This window comes from Shewanella sp. ECSMB14101, from assembly GCF_000773485.1.
Classification (GTDB): Bacteria; Pseudomonadota; Gammaproteobacteria; order Enterobacterales; family Shewanellaceae; genus Shewanella; species Shewanella marisflavi.
In genome coordinates this window covers 106253-121559 of sequence record NZ_JSFF01000019.1, presented here as the reverse complement: position 1 = coordinate 121559, position 15307 = coordinate 106253, and the positions used below count along the sequence as shown (strand labels likewise).

Annotated in this window: 12 protein-coding genes and 1 riboswitch; of the genes, 4 read left to right on the top strand and 8 right to left on the bottom strand. The window is 48.9% G+C overall.

The window, feature by feature from the left end; translation table 11 throughout:
- Positions 1-215: 215 nt before the first annotated feature.
- The 4 genes from NY07_RS14535 to NY07_RS14520 all read right to left on the bottom strand — a co-directional run bounded on the left by NY07_RS14535 (position 216) and on the right by NY07_RS14520 (position 8422).
- Positions 216-1355: a hypothetical protein gene (locus NY07_RS14535; RefSeq protein WP_033540075.1), complete on the bottom strand. Its 1140-nt coding sequence runs from the start codon at positions 1353-1355 to the stop codon at positions 216-218.
- A 79-nt stretch (positions 1356-1434) separates the two neighbouring features.
- Positions 1435-1516, bottom strand: a riboswitch (cyclic di-GMP riboswitch).
- A 322-nt stretch (positions 1517-1838) separates the two neighbouring features.
- On the bottom strand, positions 1839-2777 hold the full coding sequence (locus NY07_RS14530) for a GGDEF domain-containing response regulator (RefSeq protein ID WP_052125748.1): 939 nt from the start codon (positions 2775-2777) through the stop codon (positions 1839-1841).
- Positions 2774-6610 (bottom strand): response regulator, encoded by a 3837-nt coding sequence (locus NY07_RS14525; protein WP_033540074.1) that lies wholly within the window; start codon positions 6608-6610, stop codon positions 2774-2776. The genes NY07_RS14530 and NY07_RS14525 overlap by 4 nt, the downstream gene beginning before the upstream one ends.
- Positions 6611-6955: 345 nt before the next feature.
- A complete protein-coding gene (locus NY07_RS14520) occupies positions 6956-8422 on the bottom strand; it encodes a capsule assembly Wzi family protein (RefSeq protein ID WP_033540073.1) in 1467 nt (488 codons plus the stop codon).
- 389 nt (positions 8423-8811) lie between these two features.
- Here NY07_RS14520 and cysQ point away from each other — a divergent pair, with 389 nt between their 5' ends.
- The 4 genes from cysQ (at position 8812) to NY07_RS14500 (ending at position 12009) form a co-directional block, all read left to right on the top strand.
- The gene (gene cysQ / locus NY07_RS14515) at positions 8812-9606 is read left to right on the top strand and encodes a 3'(2'),5'-bisphosphate nucleotidase CysQ (RefSeq protein WP_052125746.1); all 795 of its coding nucleotides are present in this window, start codon (positions 8812-8814) and stop codon (positions 9604-9606) included.
- A 28-nt stretch (positions 9607-9634) separates the two neighbouring features.
- A complete protein-coding gene (gene mak / locus NY07_RS14510) occupies positions 9635-10525 on the top strand; it encodes a fructokinase (RefSeq protein ID WP_033540072.1) in 891 nt (296 codons plus the stop codon).
- A 62-nt stretch (positions 10526-10587) separates the two neighbouring features.
- The gene (locus NY07_RS14505; protein WP_033540071.1) at positions 10588-11328 is read left to right on the top strand and encodes a YdcF family protein; all 741 of its coding nucleotides are present in this window, start codon (positions 10588-10590) and stop codon (positions 11326-11328) included.
- Positions 11329-11340: 12 nt separating this feature from the next.
- Positions 11341-12009, top strand: a complete 669-nt coding sequence (locus tag NY07_RS14500) for a DUF2982 domain-containing protein (protein WP_033540070.1) — start codon at positions 11341-11343, stop codon at positions 12007-12009.
- 50 nt (positions 12010-12059) lie between these two features.
- On the opposite strand, the gene NY07_RS14495 is transcribed toward NY07_RS14500, so the two are convergent.
- From NY07_RS14495 to galU, 4 genes are all read right to left on the bottom strand, one after another.
- Positions 12060-12503 carry a bactofilin family protein gene (locus tag NY07_RS14495; protein ID WP_033540069.1) on the bottom strand — a complete coding sequence of 148 codons (444 nt, stop codon included), beginning with the start codon at positions 12501-12503 and terminating at the stop codon, positions 12060-12062.
- Positions 12504-12613: 110 nt separating this feature from the next.
- Positions 12614-13090: a ferredoxin-type protein NapF gene (gene napF / locus NY07_RS14490; protein WP_033540068.1), complete on the bottom strand. Its 477-nt coding sequence runs from the start codon at positions 13088-13090 to the stop codon at positions 12614-12616.
- A 47-nt stretch (positions 13091-13137) separates the two neighbouring features.
- Positions 13138-14151: a UDP-glucose 4-epimerase GalE gene (gene galE, locus NY07_RS14485; protein WP_033540067.1), complete on the bottom strand. Its 1014-nt coding sequence runs from the start codon at positions 14149-14151 to the stop codon at positions 13138-13140.
- A 14-nt stretch (positions 14152-14165) separates the two neighbouring features.
- Complete coding sequence (gene galU, locus NY07_RS14480) at positions 14166-15071, bottom strand: UTP--glucose-1-phosphate uridylyltransferase GalU (RefSeq protein ID WP_033540066.1); 906 nt, start codon at positions 15069-15071, stop codon at positions 14166-14168.
- Positions 15072-15307 lie beyond the last annotated feature (236 nt).

Below are 15307 nucleotides of genomic sequence, written 5' to 3'. Positions count from 1 at the left end.
TGCTGAGCGCGGTTGCTACAGGGCTATAGCGTCCTAATACCGATTAACCAAGAGTCCAACTCCTACTCCGTATAAGAGTATGAACCTTATAACCTTTTCCTAGCTAAAAGTTTTATAGTGTAGTAGCGGATATTCATAATGCTGTTTTCACCTCTACTCAAAGCGAAAAAACGGTCTTCTGTTGCCAGAAGACCGTGCCAACATGCTAATAATGTTTATTCACTATCGCAGTGATTGTCCTCATTGAATGCTGTGACGGCTTGAACAAATGCCGAATACTCTGATCTATCCGCTTTGCTTACTACATCATTAAAGTCTTTCTCGAATAAGAAAGCTTCAGCGTCATTAAGTAACTGTACTGTGTAAGAATTATTTGTATTGAGTTTAGCCGCTATCAACTGGGCATAGAGCATGCTGTAGGTTTTACCTTTAGCACTCCAAAGTGATCCATTATAGGGTTTATCACCTTCCTCTTTATCACCGAAACGGCCAATGATTTCATCGATTAGCAAGCCGTTAATGGTAACAGTAGCGCCATTCCAAGCGTGGTTCTTCCAATATCCAATCGTTTTACTGCACATGACTAATGGGCCTGTAGTCATGTCACCATAAAGGTGATCAAATGGCAGATCATCTTTGTACATTGGATAATTACCGTTAGCTACGGCAGAAGCGTCAACGACGCTTAACTCTCTAATAGCGTTACCTATACCGTTTGAGCCTAAAAGGTTGCCCAGGCCTCCAGCACGAAATGCCAGCCCCGTGTAGCGGTCAGAAACAGGACCGATAAGTTCTACGCCTACTGTTTCTGAGGGAGGAATGGGAAGGGTAAGCTCGAAAAGACCATTCTGGTTGACCATATACAGTGTGCCGTATTGATCAAATGCGATATCACCACCATTACCTACGGTTAATGTCCCGACTAAAGTAGCCTCTGCTGTAGACTTGTTTATTGAATAGAGTCCGCCTGTAGTCTTATTGGTAACATATAGCGTCCCATCTGGAGATACGGCAGCTTGATCAGAGTCTCCTGAAAAGTTCGCTAGTGAGCCTATTAGATCTACTGTAGCGGTGGCGACTTCATATTTAATGAGGGAATTGTTATCGATTAACCATATGATACTGCCGTCTTGTTCTGCGGCGAGTGAATCGACATGGTTGAAATCAACGATGCCGTCTGGCAACAACGACAGGTTTGCGTGCCCACTAACTGAGTCTATATCAACGCGATATAAGGCTGATTTTCCATCAGCAGGTCCCATGGTATCTGAAAGATAAATAACATCATTCACTGCGAGTGCGGAAAGCGAGAAACTCGCAATTACTGACGCTAGTAACACATTACTCTTTTTCATTTCTTTAGCTCCTTGCTTGTCCGAAAGCTATCGGTGCATATTACGCCGATAAAAAACGGGCTCCGTTATGAATGTAGTTAACGGTAACCCGGCTATCTCGAACTCGGAGGAGACCCGTGGTTTTGCGTCTCTGTATTGCTACAGGTTTGCCTTTTCGTCCATAAGGTATAGCAGCAATTTGAAAAAGTGCAATTTGTTTAGGATGGCTAAAAAGCGATAGCAGATGGTTGAGACCGAAATTACTCGACTGCTATCAGAAAGATATAGGTGCGCTAACTCTACTGGCGGCATCTCATTATATTGCCAACCATCCCCAACCAAGCTTCAGTTAAACTGCTATAGCCACAGCTGAAACGGTCATATCTTTTGTGTAAGTGGCAGTTGCTCAGCGTGATACATGATTAAATCGCTTATAGCATTATTAATAGCATCAGAGGCATGCCAATGTGGCAGTCACCACAATGCAATTGATTTTACAGATGCTTAGGGTTCTTTTATCTCGATACAGGCCTGATTGCGCCCGAGACTTTTGGCACGGTAAAGTAGCTTGTCTGCCTCCCCAAGCAATGTCTCTTTGCTTTGGTAGTCATTGAGCCAAATCATTCCGCCAATACTCACTGTCAAAAAGCCGCTGGCCGATGCGGCGTGGTTAATCGCAAGCTTGGCGATGGCCTTTTGAATCCGCGCTATAACGTTTTCTACTCCGGCTCTTTGGGTATCGGGGAGCACTATCACAAACTCTTCGCCGCCATAGCGCGCCACTAAATCCGCAGGTCGTCGACAGCTTTCTCCCAAAGCCTGTGCCACTGAGCATAGCGCCTCATCTCCCATTTGATGTCCGAAGTTATCGTTGTATTGTTTGAAGTAGTCGATGTCCACCATCAGTACACAAATTGCCGTGGACTGGCGTTGTGCCAGGATCAGCTGGGTTTCAATATATTGGTCAAAGAAATGGCGATTCTTCACACCGGTTAGGCCGTCTAGAAAGGCAAGCCGACGTAATAAATCGCTCTGCCGCTTGAGCATCAAGTGGGCCTTGATACGGTTTTTCAAAGTATTGGCGTTAAATGGCTTGGCGATAAAGTCGACTCCACCGGCTTCCCAGCAGGCATTTTCGTCATTTTGCCCCTGCAGACCGGTGATAAAGATAACCGGGATATTTGTGAGGTTAGGATGCTGTTTCATCAATTTACAGGTAGCCAGACCATCCTGTTCGGGCATAATGACGTCCATCAATACTAGGTCTGGCAGCATCTCAAGGCATATTTCAATGGCTCGGCGACCAGAGGTGGCCATTAGCACCTGGTATTGGTTTTTGATAATGTGATTAACTATCTGAATGTTGGATGGTTTATCGTCAACGATCAGTATCTTAGCAGAGCTATCTTCGGAGTCGTTAAATGGCTGTTCCTGATTCATCATCCTATTTCCTCTACTCCTTGGAAGGCCGCCAGTAACACAAGTGATTGATTAAAATCCAAGTTATTAGCGGCATCCATTATTTTTTCTGTCAGCGCAGCATCCTGTTGTGCAAGTGATCCGCGCAGACTTTCAAGTAAATCCAGCGCTGCCATGTCAGATTGACTCAATAGCTGCTTTAACACATTGAGTTGTGCCGCCAGCTCTGCATTAGGTATTGAGGTGTGTGTTGTGACCTCAGGCTTTTGGGCGTGTGTCGAAAGTAACTGTTGCAATTGTTCCAGTTGTAAAATAGTCTCAGCGAGCGCTCTGACCACATCTCCATCGGGGGACACGTTCTGTTCACCTTCCTGACGGCTGCTGTCTTCGGCTTGCTTTAAGAGCTGAGCTAACGCTGTAAACCCACAGCTAGCTGCTCCACTTTTGAGGCTATGGTACTGAATTATAGCGTCTTTAATCGGTAACTGATGTAAGGATAGTCTAGTTTGTGCATGGCGAATATCCAGCAAAAATTGATTTATCACCTCGGTAAATAAAGCACGGTCGCCCAAACGCTTGCAGGCATATTTTAGATCTAGGCCATTGGCCTGTGAAAAGTGTATGATGGCTTTCGGCAATGCATCTTTCGGCAACTGAAACGGCTCGGCAGTGTCTAACGTTCCATCGTTCGTGTCCATTAAGGATGTCGTACTAATATGCTTCTCTTTTCCTGAAGAGCCATTTGGCATGCTCAGGTACTGGTGCAGTTGCTCCGCTACTCGTTCTATCTCAAAAGGTTTAGAAATATGATCATTCATGCCAGCATCTCGGCAAGCCTGCTTATCTTCCGGCATGGCGTTAGCTGTCATGGCGATAATAGGTAAGTCGGTCAGCTTGAGTGCTGTGCGAATATTTCGGGTAGTTTCGTAACCGTTCATTCCAGGCATCTGGATATCCATAAGTACCAAATCAAACTGTTGCCGAGTGAGGATTTCCAATGCCTGAAAACCATCAAAGGCCTCGGTGACATCGGCGCCAAGCTGACTCAACAGACTGGAGGCAACTAAGCGATTGGTGGCATTGTCTTCTATCAATAGCAACCGCCTGCCAACCAGACTGGGTGCCAATGGCAGGTGAGGTAACATATCCAAACAATCGTCGCTGTGATTGTCCAATACTCTTTGTAGGCAGACGCTCAACATATCACGGGTAACAGGTTTAATCAGAGTGGCATCAAACTCTTCTTCGCTGTGTTTAAGTTGCTCTTCTAGTACGGTTTGGCTATAAGCTGTCACAATTATGATGCCGGGCTGTTTGGCTAACGACTCTAGTCGTCTTATCTGTGACGCCAGCGTTAGCCCGTCCAACCCCGGCATCTGCCAATCAAGTAGCAAGACGTCAAAGGATTCCGGCGCCAGATCCTCGATGGCCTTCATGGCGGTTAAACCATTGTCGAGCGCAGTAACTTCGCAACCCATATTCTGCAGCAATTCTTTGATCACCAAGCGAGAAGTATCGTTATCTTCCACCAGTAATACTTTCACACCGCGAAAGCGGCTATCCTGACTAATGGAAGTATTTTTAAATCTTAGTTGTACGTCGATGAAAAAGGTACTGCCTACTCCAGGGCTACTGGTGACACGGATGTCACCACACATCAAGTACACCAGTTCACGGGTAATGGCAAGACCAAGCCCCGAGCCTCCGAAGCGCCTTGAAATTGATGAGTCTGCCTGAGAAAAACCCTTGAAAATGATTGCTTGCTGAGGGTCTGTCATACCAATTCCAGAGTCCTCGATTTCAATGTGTAAGTGACAGATGCCAGTCGGGTCAAGGTTGGCATCGATACGAATGATAATGTTACCCGTTTCGGTAAACTTAATAGCGTTGCTGGTGACGTTAAGTAAAATTTGCCTTAGTCTAAGACTGTCGCCAATCAGCTGGTCTGGCACAGACGGAGCAACCTGATATACCAATTCGATATCTTTTTCCTGCGCCTGTGAAGAAAGAATACTGCTCATTTCCCCCAGCAACTGTTGTAATGAAAAGTCTTGTTGCTCGAGTTCTATGCGGCCAGCTTCAATTTTGGAAAAGTCCAGAATGTCGTTTAATAGCGCCAACAGCGATTTGGCCGCTTGTTGGGTCTTTTGCAAATAGTCCCTAGAGCGGGGGGGCAGATCGGTTTGCAGCGTCATTTGTAACAGCCCAAGCACGGCATTCATGGGGGTACGAATTTCGTGGCTCATATTGGCCAGAAATTCTGATTTGGCCTGACTGGCTCGCAGCGCTTGTTCACGGGCATCAGCCAGCTCTTGCTCACGCTTCAGCTGGTCGGTTAGGTCGTAGGCAATCCCTAAATATCCCATGATGTCCTTGTCTTCACCGTATAGGGTGGTCACACTTAGTTTGACCGTAACATGGGTGCCAATTTTACTGACATAGGTCCAATTATTGGTGTCGACTTTGCCAATTCTCGCCTTGACGATAAAGGCATCAAAACCAGGCTCAACAAGGGTGCCCAATTCCTGAGAGAGCTGTGCCGCCCTACGTACCACTTCTTCTTCCAAATGGAAAATAGCTGGTGTCTGGAGTCCAATCATTTCCTTGGCACTGTAGCCAAGAAGTCGTTCGGCAGACGGATTAAACACGGTGATCATTCCATCGGGATCTGTGGCAATAATCGCGTAGGCTGCGGCGTCCAATATAGTTCGCTGCAATATGCCCATTTTTTCAAGCTGTGAAGTGCGCTCATGAACCAGTTGTTCAAGCTTGGCTTTAGCACTGAGTAAGGCTTTTTCTTCGGCGCTAGCCAGATCACGACGATGTTGTAAAACTGCTGCCCGGCGCATCCATGCAAGTTGGCCGGTGTATACTAGTACGGCAATCAAGAGGCTGACCAACCAGGAATTGATTAAGGAAGAGGAAGGTTCAGGCAAGCCCATTTGCTCTAGGAAAGTGGGATTCGGTGACAACCTTAAATGCCAGTCTCGCCCGAAAAGAGCGATATAGGCGTCTACTTGATATTGGGTTAGGGCTTCTTCATGGGCACCGCGCTGAAAAAATTGCTGGGTCGTTCCTTTGGTCACATCATTAATCGTTAATGTCAGATGTTCTTCCAAGCCTGAAATGGAGTTGAGTACCTCGTCAATGAGAATGGGAGCGTAGCTCCAGCCAATAAGGTTGGCCAAACCAAGATCTTTGGGAGCTTCAGGAGCAGCGGTTCGATAGATCGGCATTAGTATCAAAAAGCCCTGCAGACTTTTCTGAGTCGCCTGTACGAGTGTAATGGGGCCAGTTAGAGTAACGCTGTTTTCCCGTGCCGAACGCAGGGCGGCCTGACGACGGTTCTGCTCTGAGCCAATGTCTAGGCCAACCGCCTGCCTGTTACGGGATTCAGGCTCTATAAAACGGATAATAAAGAGGTCATCTTTGTGGGGACTAAGCTGACGAAGTTCAAAGCGTCTATCGGGGCGTTCTCTAGCACTGGTATCAAGAAACGTATCTAATGCCGAAACCGGTACATACTGAATAAAACCAAAACCGCGAGCCCCAGGAAACTCATAGCTGTAGTCTCGGCTTTGGGTGTACATCTGCATGCGAGTATAGTCAAATTTATCAACACCATAAGTGAGCATGGCGCCCCGCACACCTCTGAGGCCGTATTGATAGAGTGATACTTTTTCAGTCACGCCAGTGGTTATCTGTTTCAGCCTTTCCTGCATGACCTCTTGAACACGCTGCTGATTTTCAAGCTGTTGTCGTTCTGCTAATAGGCTGCCAACCACGTAACCAACGATTAGGATTAAAATGGGCACCCAGAGTGAGAACAATGACTGACGTGATAAAGATGGCTTCAACTAGTGACTCCCTGACATGCGTTCCTCTATTCGATGAGGCAGTGAAAAATCGCTGAAAAAACATGAGGTTTAAATAATAGTCCTATTCACAAAACATCGCTACTTTTCTCTTACTTGCATTGTGGATTATTAGGTGGACAAACAATGTTCTTAAGTGTGATTTTGCTTGTGTTCCTAAAAACATGGTTTGTAGCAAGGAAGGCGCAAAAGGTGGAAGGTTTAAGCCCTCCGATGAAGTGTTGAGAGGTCAGAACAAGCTGGCGCGTCCCCTAATCAATAGGTTGGCGCCAGTGTATGGAGGAGGTGGCTCACGGGGAAAGCCTTAATGCCTGTTGATGCTAAGGCTTAAAAACTTCTCTCCCACAGGGCATAGAGGGTCGCGTCCCAATCGTCATTGCTTGCTCGTACAAACTCACGATAACTCACTGTGCCGCCAAGTTTTAGCGTGCCCTTTAGCAAAGGCCTATGGTAGCTGGTATCAAGTTGGTATACCCGCTCATATTCACCTGGCGAAACGGGGTTGCCGCCAGCCTCGTTGCCGGTATCGATTGCATCGGTGTTGAGTCTAAGCCAGCGCAATTTATTGGTAATACTGTGGCCGCGCCCTAACTGAGTGATCCCACCAATGACTAAGGTTTCAGAGTCATTGTCATAGGTACTGCCGAGGCTTTTGCCATAATAGCGGTAGCCGCTTTTATAAAAACCATGTTCATACAGACAGTTGTACGCATTGGGGTCAATGCCGCAGGCAACCTTGGTATCGGAATATTCAACAAAGAAGCGAGTGTTAATTTCGCTAATCATAAAATCGACTCCACCCATGTTGGCGGCGTTGATCAACTTGTTTTTGCCGTGGTGGTAGTCTTCATGAATGCGTTCATAGTAGATACCATAGGGGATGCCAAAGGCGGTGTCTGACCAGCGAAAATCATAGCCAGCGAGCATGTTCTCTTGGCCATTTTCAATTTCGCCTTCCGATTGTCCGCCATTAAACAAGCCGTCCCACCAGTCACCCAGACTATTGCCATATCCTTCGCCGCCCCACTGCATGGTCCAGGAGAAGCCTACCTCGAGTTGAGAGATAGGTCTGAGTGTGCCTCGAGCGCCCCAATGTTTGGTTTCAGGCACATAGCGGTCACTCTCCATCTCGCTGAAACTGGTGGTAAAGGTCCAAGGGCCTATCCAGTTAAGCCAAGGCGTCTCGAAGGCAGCGCTATTATGGCGACTAAAAGTGATACCTGGCATAGGGCGAGCATTGGTCGTTTGGATTAGACCTGAATCCCAGCCCGGTCCCCAGTATTTCTGCTGCGCGCCGGCGCTGATAATCCAGTTACCTAGCATTACCGCAGCAAAGCTGTTGTCCAGTCGAGCGCTTTTACCATCTATTGGATCTTCATGGTAGCTGGCAGAGAGGCGGCCGCTAAACCATTCTTTAGTGACCTCGACATCTACCGTGGCTTGCGCCTTATCTCGGTAGTCATGGCCAAACCCCAAAAAGCGCGCGGTATCGGTTGCGGCGCTCAGGGTAAAGCTGGTGTCTAAGCCTTGATGATCTTTGGCATAAGCGTTTATCACCCTGTCGTAGGCAGCAGCCTGGGCGGATGTGAGCTGAAGGAGCTCAGCGCTATCGAGATCTTGTTTGATACCAGCCCACATCAAGGGATAGGTCGTCACAGGTTGCTTGATGATACCTGTATCGGCAAGCAATTGAATGTCAGCGCGTAGCGGTAGATCTGTCGGCTCAATCCACCAAGCCGCTTGGCTGGAGAAACTGCACATAAGCAGTAGGCCTGCCGGGAGATATTTGTTCATATGAAGGCGAAATTTCTGTCATTTAATCATGGGCAGATTTTATAAGTAATTAATTAATATACAAGGTAATTGTATATTTTTGTGCGATGAGAGCGTATTTGTCATTTAGCTGTTTCAAAGCAGTGGCTTATCGGTATTGTATTTGTGAGACTTGAGTTGGTGAGTCGTTGTCAGTATTACGTAGCTGATTAGGAATGAAGCCGTGTATAAGCCTGCTTTAGCCCACAGCGACACATGCCTGAATACGAATGCAAGTCGTGTTAAAGGCTTTTCTTGGGGTAGTGGCTAGCTTAGTATCTTTTAAACAAAGTATGATCAAATTGTTATTAAATTCTTGGGATCAGAGATGGCATACTAAAAGGCATCGAGCAAAGAAGAGAATTAATATTGTGAGTCATACATTTAAGCAAGAATGGTTAGCCGAGTTGGTCGAGATTGCCAAACAAGCGGGCGAGGCAATTATGGCCGTTTACGGCACCGATGAGGTCGAAGTCACGGCCAAGGCTGATGATAGTCCTGTGACGGCTGCCGACCTGGCCAGTCACAAGGTGATTGTTGATGCGTTGGCGCGTTTAACCCCTGAGATCCCCGTGATGTCAGAGGAGGCGGCCGATATCCCTTGGGAGACCCGTCGTCAATGGCAGCAATATTGGCTAATAGACCCGCTTGATGGCACCAAAGAGTTTATTAAGCGTAATGGCGAGTTTACCGTTAATATCGCCTATATCGAAAATGGTCGCTCCGTGGCCGGTGTGGTTTACGCACCTGTATTGGATAAGTGCTATTACGGCGCTCTGCACCTGGGAGCCTGGTTAGCCCACGGCGATCAGCTGGTTGAGTTGACACAAGAGCAAGTCAAGGCGCCGAGTGTGCCAAGAGTCGTAGGAAGCCGCTCCCATGTGAGTCCTGGCTTAGCCGCCTATCTCGATGAGCTGGGCGAGCACACTATGACCAGTATCGGCAGCTCGCTTAAGTTCTGTCTGCTGGCGGAAGCTAAGGCAGATATCTATCCCCGACTGGGCCTCACCAGCGAGTGGGATACTGCGGCGGCCCAGGCTGTATTAGAGAGTGTTGGCGGTAGTGTGATCAATGCCGACACGGGTCAGCCGCTGGATTACAACCAGAAAGAAGACATTTTAAATCCCTACTTTATTGCCACGGCGAAGCATTGGCTCGAAAAGTAAGATAAAGAGAATAAGATTGGAGCAGAGAATGATGAGAATGGGTGTTGATTTGGGCGGAACCAAGATAGAGCTGGTGGCCCTGAGCGAAGCGGGCAAGGAGCTGTTTAGAAAGCGGGTCCCCACGCCACGAGAATACAATGCCACCTTGGATGCTATCGAGGCACTCGTCAACGAAGCTGAATCCACATTGGGTCAAAAGGGCACAGTGGGCGTCGGTATCCCCGGGGTGATCTCGCCTTTCTCTGGTCTGGTAAAGAATGCTAACTCTACCTGGATCAACGGCCATCCCCTCGATCTGGACTTAGGTGCACGCTTAGAGCGTGAGGTTCGCGTGGCCAATGACGCCAACTGTTTCGCCGTTTCCGAGGCTGTGGACGGCGCTGCGGCAGGTAAGGGATTAGTGTTTGGGGTGATCATAGGCACAGGCTGTGGTGGTGGTATTGCCATCAACGGCAAGGTGCATGGTGGCGGCAACGGCATCGGCGGCGAGTGGGGGCACAATCCGCTACCTTGGATGACCCCTGATGAATTTAATTCGACCGAATGTTTCTGCGGTAACAAAGATTGTATTGAAACCTTTATCTCTGGTACCGGCTTTGTGCGCGACTATAAGGCGGCTGGCGGCGATGCCCCAAGCGGTATCGAGATCGCCCGCAGAATGGAGCAGGGTGAGGAGCTGGCAACTGCGGCATTTGAGCGCTTTATCGATCGTCTGGCGCGTTCACTGGCGCATATGATCAATATGCTCGACCCGGACATTATTGTGCTCGGTGGCGGTGTGTCTCACATTGAAGCCATCTACCCGAGACTACCAGCCGTACTGTCTAAGTATGTGCTTGGCGGCGAGTGTCGTACTCCTGTGGTGCAAAATATGTATGGCGGCTCATCTGGCGTGCGCGGCGCCGCTTGGCTGTGGTAATGACTTACGTCCGGCGCTAGGTTACACTTGCCCCCACTTTTCATTGGGGGCAAAGGATAGCCATGTTCTGGGTAAAAAAACTAATTTCACAACTGTTAATGCCGATCCCGTTATCGGTATTTCTTCTGTTTATCGCCATCGTAATACTCAGGCGACGTAAACTGGTCAAGACGCTGATTGCATCATCCTTTACCATCCTCTTGCTGCTCAGCAGTCAGTGGGGCAGTTATCAGCTGGCCAATTCCCTTGAGCAGCAATATCCGGTGAATAATACGCCTATGACGCAGGGCTGCGTGGTGATGGTGCTCGGTTCTGACCATGACTCAAGCATCTCTGAGCGGGCAACGCTGCAGCTGTCGGCTACGGCGCTGGCTCGCCTAACAGAAGGCATGAGGCAACTCGGGCTTGGTCAGCAATGTCAGCTGGTGGTTAGCGGTTGGGGAGGCAGCGACGCCATTCCTCAGGCTCAGGTAATGGCCAATGCAGCCATGGAGCTTGGGGTAAAGCCTGAGCAGATCATTCAGTTTCCGCTGGCAAAGGATACCCTGGAAGAGGCACAATTTCTCGAGTGGGAAATTGGTGATAGGCCCTTTAGGCTGGTGACCTCGGCGACTCATTTGCCCAGAGCTATGATGATATTTCACCAAGCAGGCATGCATCCTCAAGCGGCGCCTGCCGATTTTATTGCCCGTGGCGGCTATTGGTGGCAGTTAGATGCCCGTAATCTGTTGGCTTCTCAGCGGGCCATTCATGAGTATGTGGGACAGGTTTGGCTGAAGATTAAATTTGCCCTAGCAGATTAACGTTTGGAGATTATGGAACAAGAAGCTGTTGTCATTCGCGCAATGACCAAGCGCAATGCGCGCACATTCACCTTAGTTGGCATCATCGCCTTGGCCTGTGCTTTGGTGATGTTTATCGTCTCCAAGGCGCTTATGGGACCGGGGATGGTATTTTTTATTTTCGGCATGATCTTTACTGTGCTGGGAGCGGCTAAGTGGTTGCAACCAGACGTGAGTATAGAGCTGCGCCCTAGAGGCTTGGTGTATCACCATCACAGGGGCACCATCTACATGGAGTGGCAGAACATACAGCGAGTTGATATTCCGCGAAGTATTCAGTCGTTTGATAGCCATGATCTGCCCTACATAGGGGTAAGGTTAAAGTCTTTGTGGCCGTTGATCGATGATATTCCGCCGAGACTGGCTACCGGGCTATTGAGTGAGCAGCGCCCGCTGTTAATGTCTTCGCTGACCCTAGATGGTGAGCTGGCGGATCTGGAGCGTTATCTTAACTCTGAGTTCACCCCATTTACCCTGGAAGGAGAGCAGCTTAAGGGGGTACAGGCAATGTTTGCCCGGCGCTGCGAGCAGCTCAACACGCAACTGGGTTACCATGTTTATCTGCCGGTGGATTGTTTAGACCGGGAGCCGAGGAAGTTTATCGCCCTGGTTCGGGAATATAAAAACAAGGCCACACAATAGTGTGGCCTTGTTACTCAAGCCTTGCTGGGCTTTTATCGAAAGCTTGGAGTCTATGAAGAGGTTGTCAGTTCTTTAATATAATTATCTAGCTGAGACTCGCCTTGACGTTCTGTTTTGCTCTGAAAGTCTGTGTTGTCAGGTTCACTGGAGAGCAGGGCGACTTCTTCTCGCACTCGCATACCAATAAACTGGCCGCCTTCGAAGATCTCCATCGAGTTACAGGCAATCTCGCCTTCGACACTGCCCGTGCTGGTAATGTTAAGCTTTTCACACTTCATCTTACCCTTAAATACGCCAGAGACTTTAAGCTCTTTGCACTGCAGCTCGCCTTCGATATAACCATCGGCTTCAATGGTCAATTTACCGGTAGCACTGATCTTACCGTGCACTTCGCCGCCAATAAGGGCTTCGCCCGCAAAATGCGTTTCCCCGGATAATTTAGTCCCTTGTGCGATAAAAGTGAGACCTGCGTTGTTATTTTTCTTTCCAAACATAATGATTAACTTTTTGGCCCGTTTGGACCAATAGTACCCTTAAATTTTGTGCAGCAAAACCACTAATATTTGGCGCTCGCTGTCAGATTTTTGGCTACCTTGCCCAAGGTTCAAGCCAGCTTGATTGACTGGTTAGGGCAGGGCGCAACACAGGCGCCGCAGCCGGTACACAGCTCAGTGTCTATCTCAGGCTTGGGGGCTCGACCTATGCCTGGGGTAAAGGTGATCGCTCTGGGATCGCAGGCATCTTTACAGGTCTGACAATAGATGCCGCTGTTGGCCAGACAGGTGTCGTTGACCGATGCCTTTATTTGCCATGGGCTTTGCTCAAGATCGGTGAACAGTGGCTCGGGACAGATCTTGGCGCAGTCGCCGCAGAAGGTGCATTCGTCTCGACTGAAATCAACTTCGGGAAAACCGCCATCACCGCGAAAGAGGATCTGGGTCTCGCACGCCTCGATACATTTGTCGCAGCGAGTGCAGATGTCGGTAAACTCTACATCTGTGCGGCTCCAAGGTGGACGGATCACCTGGTTCTTACGGCGACTAAAGAGGTTACGGCGGCTTTGGTTGATGCGATTGCTCATAGATTTACTCTGAGGTTTTAAGGGAGCCAAGGCTCCCTAAGTCTGATTTAGGCCTTGTAGCCGTTGGGATTGGACGACTGCCAATGCCAGCTACTGTTAGCCATATCTTCGATGCTGTGTGTCGCCTGCCAGTTGAGTTCACTCTGCGCCTTGTGTGGATCGGCGTAACAAGCGGCGATATCGCCAGGGCGACGTGGCGCGATCTGATAGGCGATGGTGTGGCCGCAAGCTTTCTCGAACGCCTTAACCATGTCCAGTACGCTATAGCCTTGACCTGTGCCCAGGTTATAGGTGACTAGCCCTGGTTGAGTATTGAGCTTTTCGAGCGCTTTGAGGTGACCTTTAGCCAGATCCACCACATGAATATAGTCGCGCACACCAGTGCCATCGTGGGTGTCATAGTCATCGCCAAACACGCTGAGCTTCTCACGTTGCCCAACAGCAACCTGGGCGATAAAGGGCATTAGGTTGTTGGGAATATCGTTGGGATCTTCGCCGATAAGGCCACTCTCGTGGGCGCCCACAGGATTGAAGTAGCGCAATCTGGCGATGTTCCAGCTAGGATCTGAATGGTGTAGATCCTTAAGGATATGCTCGACCATGAGTTTTGACTGGCCGTAAGGATTGGTCGCTCCTGTAGGGAAGTCTTCGGTGATGGGCAGTGAGGCGGGGTCGCCATAGACGGTGGCTGATGAGCTAAAGACCAGGTTTTTCACGTTAAATTCGGCCATCACCTCGCACAGCACTAGGGTGCCGGTGACATTGTTTTCATAGTATCTCAGTGGCTGAGCAACTGACTCACCGACCGCTTTAAGCCCGGCAAAATGGATCACAGAATCGATATTATGGTCGGTAAAGACCTTCTGCAGGAAGGCCTTGTTGAGTACATCTCCCTGATAGAAGGTGAACCCTTTACCAGTGATCTGCTCGACCCGTTTTAGCGCTTCGACGCTGGAGTTGCTCAGGTTGTCTATGATGACCACCTGTTGATCATCATTGAGTAGCTCAACAACAGTGTGACTACCTATGTAGCCGGCTCCACCTGTGACTAAAATCGTCATTAATCTTTATCCTGTTATAAATCTGATACTAAGGCTTTGAGATAGTCGGCAAAATCCCTGCCCACTTCGTGATGGCGCAGCGCGTACTCTACGTTGGCGCGCATATAGCCGAGTTTGTTACCACAGTCATGGCTCTTGCCGTGCATATAGTAAGCGTTGACCGTTTGTTTCTCCATCAGCATGGCGATGGCATCGGTCAGTTGGATCTCATCCCCGGCGCCGGCTGGCGTCTTACTCAGCAGGGGCCAGATCTGTTTGGGCAACACATAGCGACCTACCACTGCCAGATTGGATGGCGCCTGGCTAACCTTAGGTTTTTCCACTAATTCATTGATTGGTTTAGATTGACCCACTTCGAGCTGATGACCATTCACATCGGCGATACCATACTGATCGACACAGTTTTCGGGTACCCCTTCGACCATGATCTGACCCTCTTGGGTTTCATCAAACAGTTTGACCATTTCGGCGAGGTTGTCTCGAGTCAGATCGCAGCTGGCATCGTCAATGATGACATCGGGCAGCAATACGGCAAAGGGCTCATCGCCGACGACTTTCTGGGCACATAAGATGGCGTGCCCCAATCCCTTGGCTTGGGACTGGCGTACGCTGATAACGGTTACGTCATTGGGACAGATGGCCTGTACCTCGGCCAGCAATTGGCGCTTTACCCTGCGCTCAAGCTGCGCCTCGAGCTCAAAACTCGAGTCGAAATGGTTTTCGATGGAATTTTTACTGGCATGGGTGACTAAGACGATTTCGTTGATCCCGGCGGCGATAGCCTCGTTGACAACGTATTGGATTAAGGGTCTATCCACTATGGGCAACATCTCCTTGGGGATAGCCTTAGTTGCCGGAAGCATGCGTGTGCCAAGACCCGCGACGGGAATGACCGCCTTACTAACTTTTTGCTGTTTCATCCTAATCCTAGTTGGCTGCGCAAATGCCTTTCTATTCTAATAAAAGCGCTCTGAAAAGTCAGGGGATTTAGGCCTATGTAAAGTGTGAAGCTTTATTAACATCTGTTTGTCTGGTGATCTAAGGTCCCTTGACTGTGTGGTGAGCCACCATAAGTGAAAAATACCCTTACATAAATCTTGTCAGGGTTCGCTAAGCCAATGAGAATGGTCTAAAACCCAGCATTTGTTTCACAGTT

Coding starts and splice junctions, on each gene's coding strand:
- NY07_RS14535 (WP_033540075.1), bottom strand. CDS start 1,355: ATGAAAAAGAGTAATGTGTTACTAGCGTCAGTAATTGCGAGTTTCTCG.
- NY07_RS14530 (WP_052125748.1), bottom strand. CDS start 2,777: ATGATGAATCAGGAACAGCCATTTAACGACTCCGAAGATAGCTCTGCT.
- NY07_RS14520 (WP_033540073.1), bottom strand. CDS start 8,422: ATGAACAAATATCTCCCGGCAGGCCTACTGCTTATGTGCAGTTTCTCC.
- mak (WP_033540072.1), top strand. CDS start 9,635: ATGATGAGAATGGGTGTTGATTTGGGCGGAACCAAGATAGAGCTGGTG.
- NY07_RS14505 (WP_033540071.1), top strand. CDS start 10,588: ATGTTCTGGGTAAAAAAACTAATTTCACAACTGTTAATGCCGATCCCG.
- NY07_RS14500 (WP_033540070.1), top strand. CDS start 11,341: ATGGAACAAGAAGCTGTTGTCATTCGCGCAATGACCAAGCGCAATGCG.
- NY07_RS14495 (WP_033540069.1), bottom strand. CDS start 12,503: ATGTTTGGAAAGAAAAATAACAACGCAGGTCTCACTTTTATCGCACAA.
- napF (WP_033540068.1), bottom strand. CDS start 13,090: ATGAGCAATCGCATCAACCAAAGCCGCCGTAACCTCTTTAGTCGCCGT.
- galE (WP_033540067.1), bottom strand. CDS start 14,151: ATGACGATTTTAGTCACAGGTGGAGCCGGCTACATAGGTAGTCACACT.
- galU (WP_033540066.1), bottom strand. CDS start 15,071: ATGAAACAGCAAAAAGTTAGTAAGGCGGTCATTCCCGTCGCGGGTCTT.